The following is a 19504-nucleotide window of genomic DNA, read 5'->3' on the forward strand; positions in this document are numbered from 1 at the left end:
GCGCCGATGGTACTTGGACCGCAGGGTCCTGGGAGAGTAGGACGCCGCCAAGCAAAGAACCACTGCCGATGTTATTCGGTGGTGGTTTTTATTTGCGTTTTTTACTATAAATCATAGGTATAACAATTAAAATACACGATAAAAAGTTAATCCCTGAGAGATGCCCGCGCATCTCTTGTTTGACTTTGTCCCGCTCCTCTGACACACTCATAAATGGATACATACATCACGTATCAGGCCATGATTTTGAAAGATATCATAACTTAGAGAACGGGGTGCAGGACGACATGGAAATTCAGAAATTAACCGTAGATGATTTTGAACCAGCTATGGCACTCTCCGAGTATGCTTTTCAAGTGATAATGAGTGAAGAACAAACGGAGAAGCGACGGAGTCAATTTGATTCACAGGATATATGGGGTGTATTTGAGGAGGGACAATTGGGTGCCAAACTTCATATTATTCCTTTTCAAACCTATATTCATGGGAGATCTTTCGAGATGGGCGGTATTGCGGGAGTAGCCACATGGCCAGAATATAGACGCAAAGGCTGGGTAGCTGGTCTGTTGAAGCATGCGTTGGAGGAAATGAACCGTAATAAACAAAGTATATCGTTTTTGCATCCGTTTTCTTTTGCATTTTATCGGAAATATGGATGGGAGACGTATGTTGAGTTCAAACGCTATAAAGTGCCTACAGCTCATCTGCCTGCGAAAAAGGCAACGCCTGGAACGATTCGGCGCGGTGATCCGGGCCTCAGCATATTCAAGGAAGTATACGGTGCCTACGCTGAGCGCTATAACGGAACCTTGATCCGGGATGATGCGAGATGGGAGAATGCAGTTCTCACTAATGGAGCCAGCCAGAAGGCTGTATATTATGATGAAGCCGGTAAAGCACAAGGCTATGTTTTATATGAGGTTAAGGAAAGAAAGTTTACCATTAAAGAGATCATTTATCTGAATGAAGAGGCAAGACAAGGTTTGTGGACCTTTATTGCCAACCATGATTCCATGATTGAGGAAGTCACTTTACAGGCACCAGCTAGTGATATGCTTGCATTTCAATTGGACAATCCGCGGATTCAGCAGGAAATTGTACCTTTCTTTATGGCACGTATTGTGAGTGTAGAACAATTTATTTCACAGTATCCTTTTGCTAGCCAAGACTCACCAGTACAGATTAATCTCCAGGTAGAGGATGCCCATGCACCATGGAATGAAGGGGTATGGCAGTTGAATGTGGCGATGAATGGTACAGCTTCGATATGGAAAACATCTGAGCCGGCAGCTAAAGATCAGACTGTTAAAGTAGACATTCAGGCGCTCACCGCAATGCTGATGGGGTATCGTAGGCCCGCAGAGATGGCTCAAATAGGTAGAATTGAATGTCCGAATGGAGCGATTAAGGCTTTGGAGCAAGCGATTCCTGAACGGGAAACGTATTTACTTGATTTTTTCTGAACCTCATAGAGTAACGAGTATTCTAGGATCAATTTCATAGACTTAACTTGTATAGCATTACGATGCTAGTGTGAAACAAATGGACTTCTCCAGCTATTTTGGAGAGGTTTTTTTGTGTCAGCCGAATATTTCGTGTAAAATCGTAAAAAATGAATAGTGCTCCCTCTTGGCAAAACCACAAAATATGCTATAATGTATATAAAGTCAAAGAAAGTCAAAGTCAACTAAAGGTTAAATACTTACGTAGCTTTCTTTCTGCAATCCGGTGGTGGGAGCCATTTTGAAGGTAGGACACATCAGCGGATAAAAGCAATATTAAAGGACCTTCGAGCGTCCTTCGCTCTCCTGCTAAAGACCGTTGAAGATCAGTTTCGCTGTTTCCTTGATTGGTTAAATGGGTTGAGAAGGTGTACTCTGTAGGGGCGTGTGGGTCCTTATTGACTTAACGTTTCAGACAGTGGAGGATGAGTGGATGCGTAATATCTCTGATATTATCGAACAATATCTGAAGAGTATTTTGCATGAAAGTCCCGAAGGATTGGTCGAAATTCAACGTAATGATCTGGCTGATCAATTTTCATGTGTGCCTTCCCAGATCAATTATGTCATCAGCACCCGATTTACACTCGAAAAAGGTTACCTTGTAGAGAGTAAACGTGGCGGCGGCGGTTATGTTCGCATACAGCGGATTGAATTGCCGGCTCACTCGGCTCTGCATAACCATTTGCACCATAGTATTGGAGATGAGATCGGGCAGACAGCTGCCGAAGGTCTGATCTACCAACTGGAAGAAGCACGTTTCTTAAGCAAAAGGGAAGCCGGGTTGATGCGGGCAGCTGTATCGAGAGAGATTATATTGGTCAAACTTCCTTACCGGGATCAAATTCGTGCCAGAATGTTAAAGGCGATGTTAATATCTTTGCTCGGTAAATGAAAACTATCGGGATCAAGGGGGTACATCATTGTGCTGTGCCAAGAATGCAACAAACGTCCGGCAACACTCCATTTCACAAAGATCGTGAACGGAGAGAAGACGGAATTCCATATTTGTGAGTCATGTGCTCGTGAAAAAGGGGAAATGATTCCCGGAACATCCAACGGATTTTCCATTCATAACTTACTGTCCGGGTTGCTTGATTTTGAACCCTCAGGCAAGAATGGCAGTGCGGGAGCAACACCTGCGCAATCCCTTCGTTGTGAAGAATGCGGCATGACCTATTCGCAGTTTAGCAAAATCGGCCGCTTTGGCTGTAGTTCTTGTTATAAATATTTTGACAGTCGTTTGGACCCGCTATTCAAACGGGTTCATGGTAGCACTTCTCACGTGGGTAAAGTGCCTGCACGAGCTGGTGGGCGCATCAAGGTCAAAAGACAGATTGCTGATCTGAAACGGGATCTTCAGGAGAGCATAACGCAAGAGGAGTTTGAAGAAGCCGCTCAAATTCGTGATCAGATCAGGGAACTTGAAAAAGAAATAGCTCAGGAGTAAAGTTTGTGATGAGTAGGAGGGATGCGTAATGCCTAATCTGCGTTTTACAGAGAAGGCGCTCAGCGACTGGATGCGTAGTGATGCGGCTGATTCCGAAATCGTCATTAGCAGCCGGGTCCGGATCGCACGCAACCTGCAGCATTATCCGTTTCCGATGCTGGCTTCCAATGAGCAATCGGAAGAAGTGCTGAATAAGCTGAGCGAAGTACTTCAATACGATGACGTTCATGCCTTTGGAGATTTTCATACCTTGGATCTGATTGATATCGATGACCTTGACAAACGGGTGCTGGTGGAGAAGCATTTGATCAGTCCCAGTCTTGCGAACGAATCCAGAAATGGTGCTGTTATTCTCAGTGAGGATGAATCTGTCAGTATTATGATTAATGAAGAGGATCATCTTCGTATCCAGTGCCTCTATCCGGGGTTCCAGGTGAAAGAAGCCTGGGAGAAAGCTTCCGCCATAGATGATGCTTTTGAAGCGCATGTGGATTATGCTTTTGATGACCGCAGAGGATATTTAACCAGCTGTCCTACGAATGTAGGTACAGGTGTAAGAGCATCTGTCATGATGCATCTACCCGCTCTGGTGATGACACAGCAAATCGGCCGCATTCTAACCGCAGTCTCCCAAGTTGGACTGACTGTACGGGGAATTTACGGTGAAGGCAGTGAGGCGATGGGTAACCTGTTCCAGATCTCGAACCAGATCACACTGGGGCAGACGGAGCAAGAAGTCATCGATAACCTGCATAGTGTTGTGTTACAGATGATTGGGCATGAGCGTACCGCCAGAGAACGGTTAATTACCGACTCTAGACTGCGGATTACCGACAGGGTTATGCGTTCTTACGGCATTCTGTCCCATGCAGCTATCGTCGATTCGAAGGAAGCTGCACAGCGTCTGTCTGATGTTCGACTTGGTGTAGATCTCGGCTTGTTGGACGGCTTGTCCATAACCGTGATGAACGAGTTGAATGTGATGACGCAGCCAGGCTTCTTGCAGAAAACATTTGGAGAAGACATGCGGACAGATGAGCGTGACATATATCGGGCTCAGTTGATCCGTGATACGATCAGTGCAGCCAATCAATCCTAGGTTGTTCAAGAGTTGTTTATAAAGGTTTCACGCCGCATCTGCGGCTTTTATATAATAGAGCATTTCTATAAATGAATGCTGAATGATTTTATTCGCAGCATGGCTGCAAACAAAGATGATATGAAGAATACGGTGGGATCCTTTCAACAGCCCCCGTTTTATCCAAAACCATGGAGGTGCAGGAGATATGATGTTTGGAAGATTTACGGAACGGGCCCAAAAGGTGCTCGCATTGGCGCAGGAAGAAGCTGTCCGTCTTGGTCATAATAACATCGGTACAGAGCACATTTTGCTCGGCCTCATTCGTGAAGGCGAAGGCATCGCAGCCAAAGCGCTGATCGGCCTGGGACTCGGATTGGAAAAAATTCAAGATGAAGTAGAGACGCTAATTGGCCGTGGCCAAGAGCAACCTACGAACATTGCATATACGCCTCGTGCGAAAAAAGTGATTGAATTGTCTATGGATGAAGCTCGCAAATTGGGCCATACCTATGTAGGCACAGAGCATATCCTGCTTGGATTGATTCGTGAAGGCGAAGGGGTTGCGGCACGTGTGCTGAACAACCTGGGTATTAGTTTGAACAAGGCACGTCAACAAGTGCTGCAACTGCTTGGCAGCAGTGAAGCTGTATCCAGTCATAATGGTACGCCTTCCAATGTCAGCACACCAACACTGGACAGTCTGGCACGTGATCTTACGGCGTATGCCAAGGAGAACAACCTGGACCCCGTGATTGGACGTAGTAAAGAAATTGAACGTGTTATTCAGGTGCTGAGCCGTCGTACCAAGAACAACCCAGTACTGATCGGTGAGCCAGGTGTAGGTAAAACAGCCATCGCTGAAGGACTTGCGCAAAAAATCATCGCCAACGAAATTCCGGAGACTTTGCGTGACAAACGTGTCATGACATTGGATATGGGTTCTGTTGTTGCAGGTACAAAATATCGCGGTGAATTCGAAGATCGTCTGAAAAAAATTATGGATGAAATTCGTCAAGCGGGTAACATTGTCCTGTTCATCGACGAATTGCACACCTTGATTGGTGCAGGCGGAGCGGAAGGTGCAATTGATGCTTCGAACATTTTGAAACCGGCTTTGGCCCGTGGAGAATTGCAGTGCATCGGTGCTACAACGTTGGATGAATATCGCAAATATATCGAGAAGGATGCTGCGCTAGAGCGTCGTTTCCAACCGATTACGGTGGATCAGCCTTCTCCAGAAGAAGCAATTCAGATTTTACACGGCTTGCGTGACCGTTACGAAGCGCATCACCGGGTGAAAATTACGGATGAAGCGATTGTGCAGGCGGTTAAACTGTCTGACCGGTACATTACAGACCGTTTCCTGCCGGACAAAGCGATTGACCTGATTGATGAGGCGGGTTCCAAAGTAAGACTGAACTCTTACACGATCCCACCTAACCTCAAACAACTGGAGAGCCGTCTCGAGGATATCCGGAAGGAAAAAGACGCAGCGGTTCAAAGCCAGGAGTTCGAGAAAGCAGCAGCTCTACGTGACACGGAACAAAAAATCCGTGAAGAGCTGGATGTAACGAAGAACCAATGGAAAGAAAAACAAGGCCGCACCGATTCCGAGGTAACTCCTGAGGATATCGCACAAGTAGTAGCCAGCTGGACTGGTATTCCGGTGAATCAGCTGAAAGAAGAAGAGACACAACGCTTGATGAATCTGGAATCAATTCTGCATGAACGTGTCATCGGTCAGGATGAGGCTGTGAAGTCCGTCAGTCGTGCAGTTCGTCGTGCTCGTGCCGGATTGAAAGATCCGAAACGTCCGATGGGTTCATTTATCTTCCTGGGTCCTACAGGGGTAGGTAAAACCGAGCTGGCTCGTGCTCTTGCAGAAGCCATGTTCGGAGATGAAAATGCAGTCATCCGGATTGATATGTCCGAGTATGGCGAAAAGCATTCCACTTCAAGACTCGTCGGAGCGCCTCCGGGATATGTGGGCTATGAAGAAGGTGGACAGCTGACAGAGAAAGTTCGCCGCAAACCTTACTCCGTCGTCCTGCTCGATGAAATCGAGAAAGCACATCCGGAAGTATTCAACATCTTGCTGCAAGTGCTTGAGGATGGTCGTCTGACTGACTCCAAAGGTCGCGTCGTGGACTTCCGGAATACGTTGATCATTTTGACATCCAATGTTGGTGCAGAAGCGATCAAACGTAACTCTACACTGGGCTTTACGGCAGTAGTGGATGCAGGTGCGGATTACGATAACATGAAGGGTAAAGTGATGGATGAGCTGAAGAAAAGCTTCCGTCCTGAGTTCCTTAACCGGATTGATGAAATTATCGTGTTCCACTCTCTCGAAGAGAAACACATCGCTGAAATTGTTACGCTGATGAGCGAAGAGCTTCGCAAACGGCTGCGTGAGTATGAGGTCGACTTCGAGCTCACCGACAATGCCAAGGCATTCCTGGCCAAAGCAGGCTTCGATCCAGCCTATGGTGCTCGTCCGCTTCGTCGGGCGATCCAGAAGCATATCGAAGACAAATTGTCTGAAGAGTTGCTCACGGGGAACGTGACTAAAGGTGATTCGTTGCTCATTGACGAAGAGAACGGAGCATTGTCTGTAACGAAAAAAGACGTTGTTGTTCCTTCCACTGAGGAAATCGAAACCAAATAAGTGACAACACTTCATGTGTGCTACTGAGTCTGATGTATAAAACAAAAATCCTTCCTGGCTTTTGTCGGGAAGGATTTTTGTGTTTTTTTTGTGCCAGTTAGAGTCCAATGCTGTTTGTTTATCAGAAAACAAACTTTGAACTGGCTACGAACATGTGTAAAGTTTGCGATAATCCTTTACGAAAAATCTCAAACAATGGTAAACTTTTATTAACCCTGCACGTCAGGGAGTTCAGGCAAAATTCGTCGAAAAATGCAAAATGCTGTTATAAAATAAATCCTAGGAGTGCTGAAGTGGCCAAAGTTAAAACCAAGTTTCAGTGTACGGAATGCGGCTATGAAGCCCCCAAATGGTACGGCAAATGCCCGGGTTGTCAGTCTTGGAATTCAATGGTGGAAGAAACCGAAACGGTGGTCAAAACACAAGGGAGAAATTCCCCTCTCTTTGAGAGTAAAGATAAGCCACTTCCCATCATAGATATAGATAGCGGTCAGGAACCGCGTGTACAGACTGGAATTGAAGAGCTGAACCGGGTTTTGGGCGGCGGAATTGTTCCAGGATCTCTCGTTCTGGTGGGCGGAGACCCCGGAATAGGAAAATCAACGTTGATGTTGCAAACATCTCATGCATTGACACATTCAGGTTTGCGCGTGTTATATGTCTCAGGTGAGGAATCAGTTAAGCAAACGAAATTGCGGGCTGACCGTCTGGGTGCGCTGTCTCCTGAGTTATATGTACTATGTGAGACCAATATGGAGCGGGTCGAGGAAGCGGTGGAGCAGATCCAGCCGCATTTTCTAGTCATCGACTCCATTCAGACCGTATATCTGCCAGAAGTCACCAGTGCACCCGGCAGTGTAGCTCAGGTAAGGGAATGTACGTCACGGTTCATGCGGATCGCCAAAGGCCGAGGCATTGCAACCGTGCTTGTGGGGCATGTTACGAAAGAAGGCGCCATTGCCGGTCCACGTATGTTGGAACATATGGTGGACTGTGTTCTTTATTTTGAAGGAGAGCGGCATCATACGTATCGCCTTTTACGTGCGGTCAAGAACCGTTTTGGTTCGACCAATGAGATCGGCATTTTTGAAATGGGCGAAGATGGACTTCGTGAAGTAGGCAACCCTTCTGAGCTCTTTTTGTCAGAACGTCCACTGGGTGTGGCTGGTTCTACCGTAGTTGCCAGCATGGAGGGCACACGTCCTCTGCTTGTGGAATTGCAGGCATTGATTTCAACCACACATTTTCCTTCTCCGCGGCGTATGGCAACAGGGGTAGATCTCCATCGATTAAACTTGATTATTGCGGTACTGGAGAAACGGATGGGCATGTTCTTGCAAACACAGGATGCTTATCTGAACGTAGCTGGTGGTGTGAGATTAGATGAGCCGGCAGTAGATTTGGCGGTTGCTGTAAGTATCGCATCCAGCTTGAGAGATGTACCAACCAAGCCAGATGACGTCATCTTTGGGGAAATCGGTTTGACGGGTGAGGTTCGGGCCGTTTCAAGGGCTGAACAACGTGTAAAAGAAGCCCAAAAATTGGGCTTCAAGCGTGTCATTTTACCAGAAAAAAGCTTAAAGGGCTGGAAACATCCTCGCGGGATACAACTGATCGGTGTGAATACCGTGGCAGATGCACTAGCGGTTGCTTTAGATTAGGGGGCATAACAAGATGAAAGATTCGAGCCAACTGGATAATATGAACGAATTGTTAAGGCTGATCGCACCAGGTACACCTTTCCGCGAAGGTCTGGAGAACGTGCTGCGCGCCAAGACGGGTGCACTGCTGGTTGTAGGATACAGCCCTGAAGTAATGGAAGTGGTGGATGGAGGATTCTCAATTAACTGTGATTTCTCCCCGAACTATCTGTATGAACTCGCCAAGATGGACGGTGCCATTATCCTTAGCGAGGATTTAAAACGTATTCTATACGCCAACACTCAGCTCATTCCTGACTCATCCATCTCATCATCTGAGACGGGAATCCGTCACCGGACGGCTGAGCGTGTCGCTAAACAAACTGGTAAATTAGTCGTATCTATATCGCAGCGCCGGAATATTATCACCTTATATCAAGGAACACTACGGTATTCCCTCAAAGAAATCGGGGTTATTTTGACCAAGGCGAATCAAGCGATTCAAACCTTGGAGAAATACAAAGCTGTATTGACACAGTCCCTTACGAATCTGAGTGCCTCCGAGTTCGAGGAACTGGTGACGATTCCTGAGGTGGTCAATGTCATTCAGCGTACGGAAATGGTTATGCGTATCAAAACGGAAATTAAACGTTACATTCATGAACTCGGCAACGAGGGACGGCTGATCTCCATGCAGATGGAGGAGCTCGTCGGTACAACAGAAGAGGAAGCCTGGTTGCTGTATAAGGACTATGCCCGTGATGACAGTGATGACAAAATCCGTGAGATTATCGTTGGTCTGAAAAGATTGTCGGACGATGAATTGCTGGATGCACATCATATTGTACGTCTGCTGGGATACCCTTCGTCAGCGGCTACGTCCGAAGATTCGGTTGCACCTCGCGGATATCGGGTATTAAATAAGATACCCCGCCTGCCGAATGTCATTATCCATAACCTGGTGGATCAATTCGAACAATTGCCTCATGTCATTATGGCTACAATTGAAGAGTTGGACGAAGTGGATGGGATTGGAGAAGTGCGCGCCCGAACCATTAAGGAAGGTCTCAAGCGTTTGCAGGAGCAGATGTTTATTGACAGACAAATGTAAGGGTTTGCCTATAACGGCTTGAAAATAATGAGGTGAAACAACGATGTTAACCAGATTCATTCCGAATCTCTTTACCTTGGGTAATCTGTTTCTTGGAATGATGGCAATCCTGCTTGCAATTGATGGGAATTATAGTTTGGCTGCCATTTTGGTCATTATTGCGATGTTACTGGATGGCCTGGATGGCCGTGTGGCACGTGCACTTAATGCCCAGAGTGAGTTTGGTAAAGAGCTGGATTCTTTGTCTGACATGGTTTCATTCGGTGCAGCTCCGGCCCTGATTATATTCATGGTCTCGTTTCAGGATGCGACTCCGGTTCTCGCCTGGATCGCAACCGCAAGCTTTCCAATTTGTGGGGCCATCCGGCTTGCCCGGTTTAACGTACGCCCCGGTATCCCCGGATACTTTACAGGCTTGCCGATTCCAGCAGCCGGAGGGGTACTGGCTACACTGTCCCTGTTTAACAAGGATATCGGTCCCGTGAGTATGATGATTGCCACGTTGCTGTTATCGTATCTGATGGTAAGTTCGTTGAAATATCCCAACTTCAAAAAGGTTGGTCTGCCGCGTAAAGCGATCTGGATTGCACCTTGGGTTATCGTCTTCGCGGTAGTGGTAGCCGTCATGTTTCCAGAACAATTATCCAAATTGATCTTTATTCCACTTGTGTTATACGCTCTATATGGGATGAAGCATAATATGCGGACGGCAGCCTCACGTAACCGAGCCAAAAAGCGTAAAGAAGAGAAGTCTTCCCGTCCTTCGGATCGCTAGGCAATCCAGTATTGTGTAAATCGGTTGGTCCGTGTTCCTTGTTTCTAACCAATACAAAAAAGCACGTACGCTCCTGAACAGGAGAATACGTGCTTCTTTTTGTTTTTCAAATCTATACGGTATCTTAACCATTTACAACGAAATACGTATTGTTTACGACAAATTGAACATCCCTAACGTCGAACATTTCTGTGACTCGTGATTTACGACCTCTTCCATGTTGATGTCCAGCAGATTGCAGAGAGCCGACATATAAAACAGGTTCCGCCCCAGTTCAGAGCTGATCACCTCTTTACAATTCTCGCACAATTCACCTTCCACATGCGTTTCCAGCAGCCCTTTGGATTGAGCAATATCGCTCTCCGGGGCATATTTCTGCTTGGTGGCGTGCAGCTCAATGCAGCCGCATTCGGTAATGGCCTTGGACACGGCACGGTTGACAGAGGCTCCGGCTTGTCCCGTTTTGGACAGTACATCAATCAGGCTGCGATGACGCAGCAACAGCTCGGAAACTTGATCCTGAAAAGCCTGTAAACTTAGCGTACTCATTTTGCTACTCACCTCGGGATATGAATTGAATTCATTATATGCCAATAATTTACCTTCTTTCAACTGACGATTGCAACATTTCCAAAAAGTTCTTCAAAAGCGGGATTAGCAATCTGGGAATTGGATCATACTGGATATAAAGATGAAGATATATTGAAGGAGGTGCAGGGACTTATGTGGAAAAAAGGCATTTTAACTTTTACAGGATTGTGCGGTGCATGGTTCGGCTACACGGCATATCATCTGGCAGGAAAATCCGTCCCTTGGATGGCTGAATGGATTCAGTCAGCAGGATTACTGGGGGCTGGGGTATCAACCCTACTAGGCGCTGTATTGTTTATGTCTGTGTGTAACATCGGTGGAACATTAATGGCAACCAGACTGCATAATAGTATTGATTCTTTGGCCAAAGTACCGATGAATGAATTGGCTGCAGGTGCGGCGGGTACAGTTGCAGGACTACTGGTGGCCTTGATGTTATATCCTTGTGTGGCATGGTTGGGTACGGCCGGAGAGGTGCTGCAGGTGGCGTTGACGGTCGTAAGTAGCTATACAGGCTATATGCTTGCCATGGCGAAGAAAGACGATCTGGCGGCCTTCTGGATGTCAGGACGCTGGGGTCATCCTGAGGTGGATGAGGAAAGACGGCTAGAAGAGCACAAAATTTTGGATACCAGTGTAATTATCGATGGTCGCATCGCGGATATATGCAAAACCGGATTTATCGAGGGCACGATTGTAATCCCGGAATTCGTTCTGGAGGAACTGCAGCACATTGCCGATTCATCGGACTTGCTCAAGCGGAACAGAGGACGGCGTGGGCTTGATATTCTGAATAAAATTCAGAAGGAATTGGACGTCAAAGTTCTTATTTATGAAGGTGATTTCGAGGAAATTTCCGAAGTGGACAGCAAGCTGGTCAAGCTCGCGAAGGTCCTTCAGGGCAAAGTTGTCACCAATGACTTCAACCTGAACAAGGTCTGTGAATTGCAAGGCGTATCCGTGCTAAACATCAATGATCTCGCCAACGCCGTTAAGCCGGTGGTATTGCCAGGTGAGGAGATTATGGTGCAGATTATCAAGGATGGTAAGGAACACGGTCAAGGTGTAGCCTATCTGGATGATGGCACGATGATCGTGGTGGAAGGCGGACGCGAGTATATCGGCATGATGATGGAAGTGCTGGTGACCAGTGTGCTGCAGACGTCAGCGGGACGAATGATTTTTGCCAAGCCGAAACTGTTGGAAAAAGCCCAATAAAGCGGTATGATGGGTAGTGTATCGTTTAACGATATTTTATATCGAAAGTAGATATTTTGTATCTTTAAGACGATAAACTGACAGACAAGGCAGGGATTGCGGCATGGATAAAGGGTGGGGTGTTGTCATTGTGGCGGCAGGTCGGGGGACCCGGATGGGAACAACCGAGAGTAAGCAGTTTCTGCTGCTGCAGGACAAGCCCGTTTTCATACATACGCTTGAAGTGTTTGCGGCTTTGGACGAGGTCAGCGAAATGGTGCTGGTCACGGGAGCTGCCGATGTTGAGCGCTGCCAGGATTGGGTAAAAGAATACCGACTGGAGTCACGTGTCCGTGTCATCTCCGGAGGGAAAGAGAGACAGCATTCGGTCCACGAAGGCCTTAAGGCACTTGGGACGGATTGGGTCCTCGTTCACGACGGGGTACGTCCTTTTATAAACCGTGAGCAGATTATGGGGTGTATGAAGGCCGCCATGTCGGGTGGAGCAGCTGTACTAGCCGTTCCAGTAAAGGATACGATCAAACAAGTAAATGCGGATGGAATCGTTACGGCGACGCCAGACCGCAGCAGTCTGTGGAGCATTCAAACCCCGCAGGCTTTTCGTCTTTCTTCCTTGCTGATTGCGTACGAATTGGCGGATCGGGACGGGTTTCTGGGAACGGATGACGCAATGCTGGCTGAACGCCAGGGAATGTCGGTCAAGGTTGTGGAAGGCAGTTATACGAATATCAAATTAACGACGCCGGAAGATTTGGAATACGCCGCGTTTTTGCTCAAGGGAGAGAAGAAGCGATGATACGTGTAGGACAGGGATTCGATGTACATCAACTGGTAGAGGGACGCCCATGCATTATTGGCGGGGTCACGATCCCTTATGAAAAAGGACTGCTGGGTCACTCGGACGCAGACGTGCTGCTGCATGCCATCAGTGATGCCATTCTTGGTGCGCTTGCGCTTGGGGATATTGGCAAACACTTCCCGGATACGGATCCGGAGTTCAAGGATGCGGATAGCCTGAAACTGCTGGAGCATGTGTGGCAGTTGGTGAAGGGTCGTGGATACCGTCTGGGAAACATTGATTCAACCATTATTGCACAGAAACCGAAGATGGCACCTTACGTTCCACAGATGGCCGAGGTTATTGCCAAGGCACTTGAAGCGGATGTAACTCAAGTGAATGTCAAAGCGACAACAACAGAGCAACTGGGATTCCCCGGACGGGGAGAGGGTATAGCTGCCCAATCGGTTGTTTGCCTTGTTCGCGTGTGATATCATCAACCAATTAGAGACGGAGGGGATATTATGAGCACCGAAATTCGCGTGCGCTACGCGCCGAGTCCAACGGGACACCTGCATATCGGGAACGCCCGTACGGCGCTGTTTAACTATTTGTATGCCAAACATAATAACGGCAAATTCATTATTCGTATTGAGGATACGGACGTGAAACGCAACATTGCCGGTGGTGAGGAAAGTCAGCTGAAATACCTGAAATGGCTCGGAATCGAGTGGGACGAAAGTATTGATGTCGGCGGCGAGTACGGACCATATCGTCAGACGGAACGTCTGGACATCTATCGTAAATATACGCAGGAACTGCTGGATAAAGGTCTGGCTTACCGCTGTTATTGCACGGAAGAAGAGCTAGAGCAAGAACGTGAGGAACAGACAGCACGTGGAGAAACTCCGCGTTATTCGGGTAAACACCGTGATCTGACACCGGAGCAACAGAGCGCATTTGAAGCAGAAGGTCGTGTGGCGAGTATTCGTTTCCGTGTACCGGAAGAACGCATTTATACGTTTGATGACATGGTCAAAGGAACAATCTCATTCAACAGCAAGGAATCCGGCGACTTCGTTATTGTGAAAAAAGACGGCATTCCTACGTACAACTATGCAGTTGCTGTGGATGATCACTTGATGAAAATCTCCCACGTCCTGCGTGGGGAAGATCACATCTCTAACACTCCGCGTCAACTGATGATTTATGAAGCGCTTGGCTGGGAGCCGCCGCAATTCGGTCATATGACGTTGATCGTGAATGAAAACCACAAAAAGCTGAGTAAACGTGACGAATCCGTTATTCAGTTTATTGAACAATATGATCAGCTCGGCTATCTGCCTGAGGCGATGTTTAACTTCATCTCCCTGCTTGGCTGGTCGCCTGAAGGAGAAGAAGAGATCTTCTCACAGGAGCAGTTAATCTCCATTTTTGATACGAAGCGTCTGTCCAAGAGCCCGGCGGTTTTTGATACCCACAAGCTGGCTCACTTGAACAACCACTACATCAAAAATGCCGAACCAGATCGCATTGCCGAAATGGCGATTCCACATCTGCAAAAAGCGGGACGTATTGCCACTGAGCTCTCACCTGAACAAAAAGAATGGGCATATACGCTTGTTCATCTCTACCAGGAGCAAATGAATTCTGCCTCCGATATCGTGGAATTGTCGGAAGTGTTCTTCCGTTCCCACCTGGAGCTGGAAAGTGAAGGGGCTACTGTACTGGCTGAGGAGCAGGTACCAACCGTTCTGAAGGCATTTGCTGATAAAGTACAGGCTAGCGACGAATTTACACCAAGCAAGATGGCTGCGCTGATCAAAGAAGTTCAGAAAGAGACCGGATTTAAGGGTAAACAGCTGTTTATGCCGATCCGTGTAGCTCTGACAGGACAGACTCATGGCCGCGATCTGAACCAAACAATTGTACTTCTTGGCCGCGATACGGTCATTGATCGATTGCATGCTCAGGTAAAAGGCGCGTAAGTAACGCCCTTGTTTAGTCTACTTTGACTTAAGGATGGAACTTCGTTCCCACCGATATGAAGGAAGATTGTTGTCAGTCCATAACCTTTTCGCTATAATAGCAACACAAAGGTTAAATGGTATGATTTTATCATTCATCATAAAAACAGCAAAGACCGGGAGAAGTAGCCTGAACCGGACAGATTCAGAGAGGATGGTCCCGCAGTAAAGAACAAGATTCTTTGCTGAGGTGGCTGTGAGCCATCCGCTGTCCGCCAGTCGAAATGCACCCGTGAGCTGCATAGCCGAATCCGGCCCCGCCTCTCGTTATGTAGGAGAGAGGAAAACGTCAGGATAGGTTGTGACGGTTGGTTCCCGTTACGGAACTGTTGAGGGTTCATTCTTGTGCAAGGATATGGGGTGGCTATAACAGGCTTCCCAGTTCTTGTATGTTAAGGCATGAACCGAGCAGAGTGGGACCGCGATAAACGCCTCTGCAGCTTAAACAGCTGCAGGGGCGTTTTCTATTTAGGTCGAGTCGGAAGTACACTACCATGAGGGCCGCGCCATCCGGTAAGCCGGAGGACGAAGACCTGAACAAGAGGGGAACGAGCATGTTCAAGAAGATCAGATCAGATATCCAGGCGGTGTTTGAAAACGATCCGGCGGCCCGGGGATGGTTTGAGGTTGTATTTACCTACTCGGGGCTGCATGCGATATGGGCGCACCGGGTGGCACACTTTTTATACAAGCGGAGATGGTTTTCTTTCGCCCGGTTCATTTCACAGGTCAGCCGTTTTATGACAGGTATCGAAATCCACCCCGGGGCTACGATCGGCAATCGGTTGTTTATTGACCATGGCATGGGCGTCGTAATTGGGGAAACGTGTGAAATTGGCGACGATGTTGTCATCTATCAGGGGGTCACCCTCGGCGGAACGGGTAAAGAAAAAGGGAAGAGACATCCGACAATTGGCAATAATGTGGTTATCTCATCCGGAGCGAAAGTGCTGGGTTCCTTCAGCGTGGGGGATCAATGTAATATTGGTGCGAACTCGGTTGTGCTGAAGGAAGTCCCTTCAAATAGCACCGTTGTAGGCATACCGGGCAGAATCGTGAAGCAGGATGGCCGCCGGGTGGACCGTCTGAACCAGCAGCTTCCCGATCCGGTTATCGATTCCCTGCGCAGCATGCAGCAAGAAATCGAACGATTGCGTGAAGAAGTGCGTACTTTGCAGAGTACCCGTGAAAGTGAGTTTTCCCGTGGTACAATAGAATAATGATGGAAACGGATGAAAGGAAAGTGACTATGACGCTTCAAATTTACAATACGATGAGTCGTACCAAAGAGAATTTTGTACCCCAAGAGCCGGGCAAAGTGAAAATGTATGTGTGCGGGCCGACGGTTTATGATTACATTCATATCGGGAATGCACGTCCAGTGATCTTTTTCGACACGGTTCGCGGATACCTGGAACAGACCGGCCATGAGGTAAACTATGTCGTGAACTTCACGGATGTTGATGACAAACTCATTCGCAAAGCCGAGCAGCTTGGCACGGATGTTCCTCATGTCGCAGAGAAGTTTATTGCCGCGTACTACGAGGATCTCGAAGGGCTGGGTATTCCGAAGGCAAGCAGTAATCCAAGAGTGACGGAAAACATGCCGCTCATTATTGATTTTATCCGTGAGCTGGTTGAAAAGGACTTCGCCTATGAAAATGGTGGTGACGTATATTATCGCACAGGCAAATTTGCGGAGTACGGCAAACTCTCAAAGCAAAATCTTCAGGAATTACAGTTCGGAATTCGTATTGGTGTAGATGAGCGCAAAGAGCACCCGGAAGACTTCGTGCTTTGGAAAGCTGCAAAGCCGGGTGAGATCTTCTGGTCCAGTCCATGGGGCGATGGTCGTCCAGGCTGGCATATCGAGTGCTCTGCCATGGCACGGGAGTACCTGGGCGACACGTTGGATATTCACGGTGGAGGACAGGATTTGCAGTTCCCGCACCATGAGTGCGAATGCGCTCAATCCGAGGTGTTGACTGGCAAACCACTGGCAAACTACTGGATGCATAACGGATTCATCCGTATTGATAACGAAAAAATGTCGAAATCACTCGGCAACGGTGTGCTTGTTAAAGACCTTCGCAATCAGTATAAACGCGAAGCCATTCGTTATTTCATGTTGTCTACCCACTATCGCAATCCGTTGAACTTCACGGAAGATACGATGGAACAGGCACAGAATAGTGTGGACCGGATTGCCAATGCCGTAGGTAACCTTAATCATCGCTTGCAGGCTGTAAGCGTGGACCAGGCTGTGTCAACAGAGTTTGCGGCGAGACTGGAGCAGATTCGTCAGCAGTATCATGAGAAAATGCAGGACGACTTCAATACACCTGATGCGATTACGGCACTGTTTGAATGGGCTGGGGAAGCTAACCAACTGTTGCAGCAAGATGTCGTGAATGCTGCGGACATTCGCGCTCTGCTGGAATTGTTCAGTGAGCTGAATGAGGTGCTTCGCATCTATACCGAGGCTGAACCGGAACTTTTGGACGAAGAAATCGAACGTCTAATTGAAGAACGTAACGAAGCGCGCAAGTCCAAAAACTGGGCGCGGGCTGATGAAATTCGGGATGAACTGTCTGCGCAGGGCATCTTGCTTGAGGATACGGCTCAAGGAATGAGATGGCGCCGCAAATGAGCGAAGAACAACTGAAAAAGTTGTCTGAATCCGTCGAACATGCCGAGCAACGGGAGGAACAACAGACAGATAAACAATCTCTGAGCGTTGACCAGGGAGGGTGGTTTCCTTATCCGCCCTCTCGGCCTACACGGTTGATTCCTCCCATCGCTCTCGCCTACATTGGTGATGCGGTATATGAGGTAGCCGTACGGCAGTATCTGTTATCCAAAGCCAACATGCGTCCCAACCATCTGCACCGTAGTGCGACGGGTTTGGTATCGGCGAAGGCACAGAGCCGTATTCTCACAGGTATTGAGGCTGAGCTGACCGAGGAAGAACGTGACATTGTCAGACAAGGTCGTAATGCCAAGTCTGGCAGTATTCCCAAAAACGCAGATGTTTTGGAATATAGACATGCCACAGCTCTGGAGTGTCTGATCGGTTACCTGTATAGCAGTGGTCGACATGACCGCATGATTGAACTGATTCGCCGGGGCATCGACCATGCTGAACAAAATGCGCAATTACCGACAAAATAATATAAATTACAACAAAGCCGCTTCTGTAAGATGTGCCGATTAGGGCGCAGTGTATCACAGGGCGTTATAGAGAGGATCGAACAAAGATGGAAGAAGAATGGATCGCCGGTAAGCACTCCGTGACAGAGGCGCTGCGTTCAGGCCGGACCATTAATAAAATATGGATTGCAGATTCAGCGCAAAAACATTTGACGCAGCCTATTATCGCTGAAGCAAAAAAATTAGGTATTGTCATTCAGCACGTAGACAAGCGTAAACTGGATCAAACAGTGCCGGGCATTCAACACCAGGGCGTGGTGGCACAAGCGGCTCCTTACGCTTATGTGGAGGTTGAAGACATTCTTGCTGCGGCGGCTGCAAAAAATGAACATCCATTTTTGATTTTGCTGGATGAGATTGAAGATCCGCATAATCTTGGATCGATTTTGCGGACGGCTGACTGCACAGGTGCACATGGTGTCATTGTACCTAAGCGGCGCTCAGCTGCAGTTACAGTGACTGTATCCAAAACATCAGCAGGTGCGGTGGAGTACGTGCCAGTGGCTCGTGTAAGCAATCTGGGTCAAACCATTGACCGTCTCAAGGAAGAGGGCGTATGGGTTGTAGGTACCGATGTGGCTGCACAGGAGAGCGTGTTTGGTAACGGAGTCTTTACAGGCCCGGTAGCCCTCGTGATCGGAAACGAAAACAAGGGAATGGGACGACTCATTCGTGAGAAATGTGATGTGTTGATCAAATTGCCGATGCAAGGTCAGATTAATTCCCTGAATGCTTCCGTGGCAGCGGGTGTTGTCATGTATGAAGTGCTCCGCTCGCGCCAAGCGCAGGACTAGAAGATATGGCTGATTCCCGTGATGTGCTTCTTGTAGACGGGTACAACATGATTGGTGACTGGCCGGAGCTATCCAGATTGGCGGAGAGTGGATTGGAGGAGGCCCGTAACAGGCTTCTCTCTCGACTAGCTGACTATCAGGCATTCTCCGGCCGGAGAGTCATTGTTGTTTTTGACGCCTACCTCGTGCCTGGACTCGGTAAATCCTTTACACAGAGCAAAGTGCAGATCTTTTTTACAAAGGAAAAAGAGACGGCAGACGAATGCATTGAGAGACTCGTTCGGGAACTAAGCACGCGAAGACGCCAAATCTATGTGGCTACAAGCGATATGGTAGAGCAGCATGTCATTTTTGGACAGGGAGCTCTGCGTGTATCTGCAAGGGAATTGCTGATCGAAGTAGAGCAGAACGAAAAAGAGTTACAGAAACGTCTGGAAGAAGATCAGGCTAAAGCAACGCGAAATACACTCGGCGGCAAGTTAAGTCCGGAAGTTTTGAAGCAATTTGAGCGATGGCGCCGGGAATAACAGCACGGTTTTACAAAAATTAGAATTTTGAAACTCTTGACAATTTTGTTATTGATGTTCTTTTTTAGGCAGAGCGTGGTTGACGGTGTGAGGTACCATCATATATACTGATCCTATATTTCATAGAGTAGA

The 19504-nt window shown here is 47.8% G+C and carries 18 protein-coding genes; 17 read left to right on the plus strand and 1 reads right to left on the minus strand.

Going from position 1 to position 19504, the window contains the following annotated elements; translation table 11 throughout:
* Positions 1-287: 287 nt before the first annotated feature.
* From ACFVQB_RS33310 to pssA, 8 genes are all read left to right on the plus strand, one after another.
* A complete protein-coding gene (locus ACFVQB_RS33310; protein ID WP_379449536.1) occupies positions 288-1463 on the plus strand; it encodes a GNAT family N-acetyltransferase in 1176 nt (391 codons plus the stop codon).
* A gap of 472 nt (positions 1464-1935) precedes the next feature.
* Positions 1936-2397 carry a CtsR family transcriptional regulator gene (locus tag ACFVQB_RS33315; protein WP_063567405.1) on the plus strand — a complete coding sequence of 154 codons (462 nt, stop codon included), beginning with the start codon at positions 1936-1938 and terminating at the stop codon, positions 2395-2397.
* Positions 2398-2427: 30 nt separating this feature from the next.
* The gene (gene mcsA, locus ACFVQB_RS33320) at positions 2428-2952 is read left to right on the plus strand and encodes a protein-arginine kinase activator protein McsA (RefSeq protein ID WP_079348920.1); all 525 of its coding nucleotides are present in this window, start codon (positions 2428-2430) and stop codon (positions 2950-2952) included.
* A 28-nt stretch (positions 2953-2980) separates the two neighbouring features.
* A complete protein-coding gene (gene mcsB, locus ACFVQB_RS33325) occupies positions 2981-4051 on the plus strand; it encodes a protein-arginine kinase McsB (RefSeq protein WP_053779232.1) in 1071 nt (356 codons plus the stop codon).
* Positions 4052-4238: 187 nt separating this feature from the next.
* On the plus strand, positions 4239-6701 hold the full coding sequence (clpC, locus tag ACFVQB_RS33330) for an ATP-dependent protease ATP-binding subunit ClpC (RefSeq protein WP_379449543.1): 2463 nt from the start codon (positions 4239-4241) through the stop codon (positions 6699-6701).
* Positions 6702-6994: 293 nt separating this feature from the next.
* On the plus strand, positions 6995-8362 hold the full coding sequence (gene radA / locus ACFVQB_RS33335; protein ID WP_063567409.1) for a DNA repair protein RadA: 1368 nt from the start codon (positions 6995-6997) through the stop codon (positions 8360-8362).
* Between the two features lie 13 nt (positions 8363-8375).
* The gene (disA, locus tag ACFVQB_RS33340; protein WP_076292150.1) at positions 8376-9452 is read left to right on the plus strand and encodes a DNA integrity scanning diadenylate cyclase DisA; all 1077 of its coding nucleotides are present in this window, start codon (positions 8376-8378) and stop codon (positions 9450-9452) included.
* Positions 9453-9495: 43 nt separating this feature from the next.
* Positions 9496-10227: a CDP-diacylglycerol--serine O-phosphatidyltransferase gene (pssA, locus tag ACFVQB_RS33345; RefSeq protein ID WP_053779229.1), complete on the plus strand. Its 732-nt coding sequence runs from the start codon at positions 9496-9498 to the stop codon at positions 10225-10227.
* A gap of 153 nt (positions 10228-10380) precedes the next feature.
* Here pssA and ACFVQB_RS33350 read toward each other — a convergent pair whose 3' ends face one another.
* Entirely contained in the window at positions 10381-10776 is a 396-nt protein-coding gene (locus tag ACFVQB_RS33350) for a nucleoside triphosphate pyrophosphohydrolase family protein (protein WP_024633611.1), read from the minus strand.
* A 174-nt stretch (positions 10777-10950) separates the two neighbouring features.
* Here ACFVQB_RS33350 and ACFVQB_RS33355 point away from each other — a divergent pair, with 174 nt between their 5' ends.
* From ACFVQB_RS33355 to ACFVQB_RS33395, 9 genes are all read left to right on the plus strand, one after another.
* Entirely contained in the window at positions 10951-12036 is a 1086-nt protein-coding gene (locus ACFVQB_RS33355) for a PIN/TRAM domain-containing protein (protein WP_379449549.1), read from the plus strand.
* A gap of 103 nt (positions 12037-12139) precedes the next feature.
* A complete protein-coding gene (ispD, locus tag ACFVQB_RS33360) occupies positions 12140-12832 on the plus strand; it encodes a 2-C-methyl-D-erythritol 4-phosphate cytidylyltransferase (RefSeq protein WP_379449551.1) in 693 nt (230 codons plus the stop codon).
* Positions 12829-13305 (plus strand): 2-C-methyl-D-erythritol 2,4-cyclodiphosphate synthase, encoded by a 477-nt coding sequence (gene ispF / locus ACFVQB_RS33365; protein WP_379449553.1) that lies wholly within the window; start codon positions 12829-12831, stop codon positions 13303-13305. Before ispD ends, ispF begins: the two co-directional genes overlap by 4 nt.
* Before the next feature lie 33 nt (positions 13306-13338).
* Positions 13339-14802: a glutamate--tRNA ligase gene (gltX, locus tag ACFVQB_RS33370; RefSeq protein ID WP_379449555.1), complete on the plus strand. Its 1464-nt coding sequence runs from the start codon at positions 13339-13341 to the stop codon at positions 14800-14802.
* A gap of 593 nt (positions 14803-15395) precedes the next feature.
* On the plus strand, positions 15396-16061 hold the full coding sequence (cysE, locus tag ACFVQB_RS33375) for a serine O-acetyltransferase (RefSeq protein WP_053779223.1): 666 nt from the start codon (positions 15396-15398) through the stop codon (positions 16059-16061).
* Between the two features lie 29 nt (positions 16062-16090).
* Positions 16091-17491 carry a cysteine--tRNA ligase gene (cysS, locus tag ACFVQB_RS33380; RefSeq protein WP_379449558.1) on the plus strand — a complete coding sequence of 467 codons (1401 nt, stop codon included), beginning with the start codon at positions 16091-16093 and terminating at the stop codon, positions 17489-17491.
* Positions 17488-18012, plus strand: coding sequence for a Mini-ribonuclease 3 (locus ACFVQB_RS33385; protein ID WP_379449560.1), 525 nt, complete (start codon positions 17488-17490; stop codon positions 18010-18012). The genes cysS and ACFVQB_RS33385 overlap by 4 nt, the downstream gene beginning before the upstream one ends.
* A gap of 86 nt (positions 18013-18098) precedes the next feature.
* Positions 18099-18845, plus strand: coding sequence for a 23S rRNA (guanosine(2251)-2'-O)-methyltransferase RlmB (rlmB, locus tag ACFVQB_RS33390; protein ID WP_379449563.1), 747 nt, complete (start codon positions 18099-18101; stop codon positions 18843-18845).
* A gap of 5 nt (positions 18846-18850) precedes the next feature.
* On the plus strand, positions 18851-19372 hold the full coding sequence (locus ACFVQB_RS33395) for an NYN domain-containing protein (RefSeq protein WP_379449565.1): 522 nt from the start codon (positions 18851-18853) through the stop codon (positions 19370-19372).
* Positions 19373-19504: the final 132 nt, after the last annotated feature.

Origin of the sequence: Paenibacillus sp. NPDC057886 (genome assembly GCF_042796655.1) — a bacterium.
Taxonomy (GTDB): Bacteria; Bacillota; Bacilli; order Paenibacillales; family Paenibacillaceae; genus Paenibacillus.

Coding starts and splice junctions, on each gene's coding strand:
- ACFVQB_RS33310 (WP_379449536.1), top strand. CDS start 288: ATGGAAATTCAGAAATTAACCGTAGATGATTTTGAACCAGCTATGGCA.
- ACFVQB_RS33315 (WP_063567405.1), top strand. CDS start 1,936: ATGCGTAATATCTCTGATATTATCGAACAATATCTGAAGAGTATTTTG.
- mcsB (WP_053779232.1), top strand. CDS start 2,981: ATGCCTAATCTGCGTTTTACAGAGAAGGCGCTCAGCGACTGGATGCGT.
- clpC (WP_379449543.1), top strand. CDS start 4,239: ATGATGTTTGGAAGATTTACGGAACGGGCCCAAAAGGTGCTCGCATTG.
- disA (WP_076292150.1), top strand. CDS start 8,376: ATGAAAGATTCGAGCCAACTGGATAATATGAACGAATTGTTAAGGCTG.
- pssA (WP_053779229.1), top strand. CDS start 9,496: ATGTTAACCAGATTCATTCCGAATCTCTTTACCTTGGGTAATCTGTTT.
- ACFVQB_RS33350 (WP_024633611.1), bottom strand. CDS start 10,776: ATGAGTACGCTAAGTTTACAGGCTTTTCAGGATCAAGTTTCCGAGCTG.
- ACFVQB_RS33355 (WP_379449549.1), top strand. CDS start 10,951: ATGTGGAAAAAAGGCATTTTAACTTTTACAGGATTGTGCGGTGCATGG.
- ispD (WP_379449551.1), top strand. CDS start 12,140: ATGGATAAAGGGTGGGGTGTTGTCATTGTGGCGGCAGGTCGGGGGACC.
- ispF (WP_379449553.1), top strand. CDS start 12,829: ATGATACGTGTAGGACAGGGATTCGATGTACATCAACTGGTAGAGGGA.
- gltX (WP_379449555.1), top strand. CDS start 13,339: ATGAGCACCGAAATTCGCGTGCGCTACGCGCCGAGTCCAACGGGACAC.
- cysE (WP_053779223.1), top strand. CDS start 15,396: ATGTTCAAGAAGATCAGATCAGATATCCAGGCGGTGTTTGAAAACGAT.
- cysS (WP_379449558.1), top strand. CDS start 16,091: ATGACGCTTCAAATTTACAATACGATGAGTCGTACCAAAGAGAATTTT.
- ACFVQB_RS33385 (WP_379449560.1), top strand. CDS start 17,488: ATGAGCGAAGAACAACTGAAAAAGTTGTCTGAATCCGTCGAACATGCC.
- rlmB (WP_379449563.1), top strand. CDS start 18,099: ATGGAAGAAGAATGGATCGCCGGTAAGCACTCCGTGACAGAGGCGCTG.
- ACFVQB_RS33395 (WP_379449565.1), top strand. CDS start 18,851: ATGGCTGATTCCCGTGATGTGCTTCTTGTAGACGGGTACAACATGATT.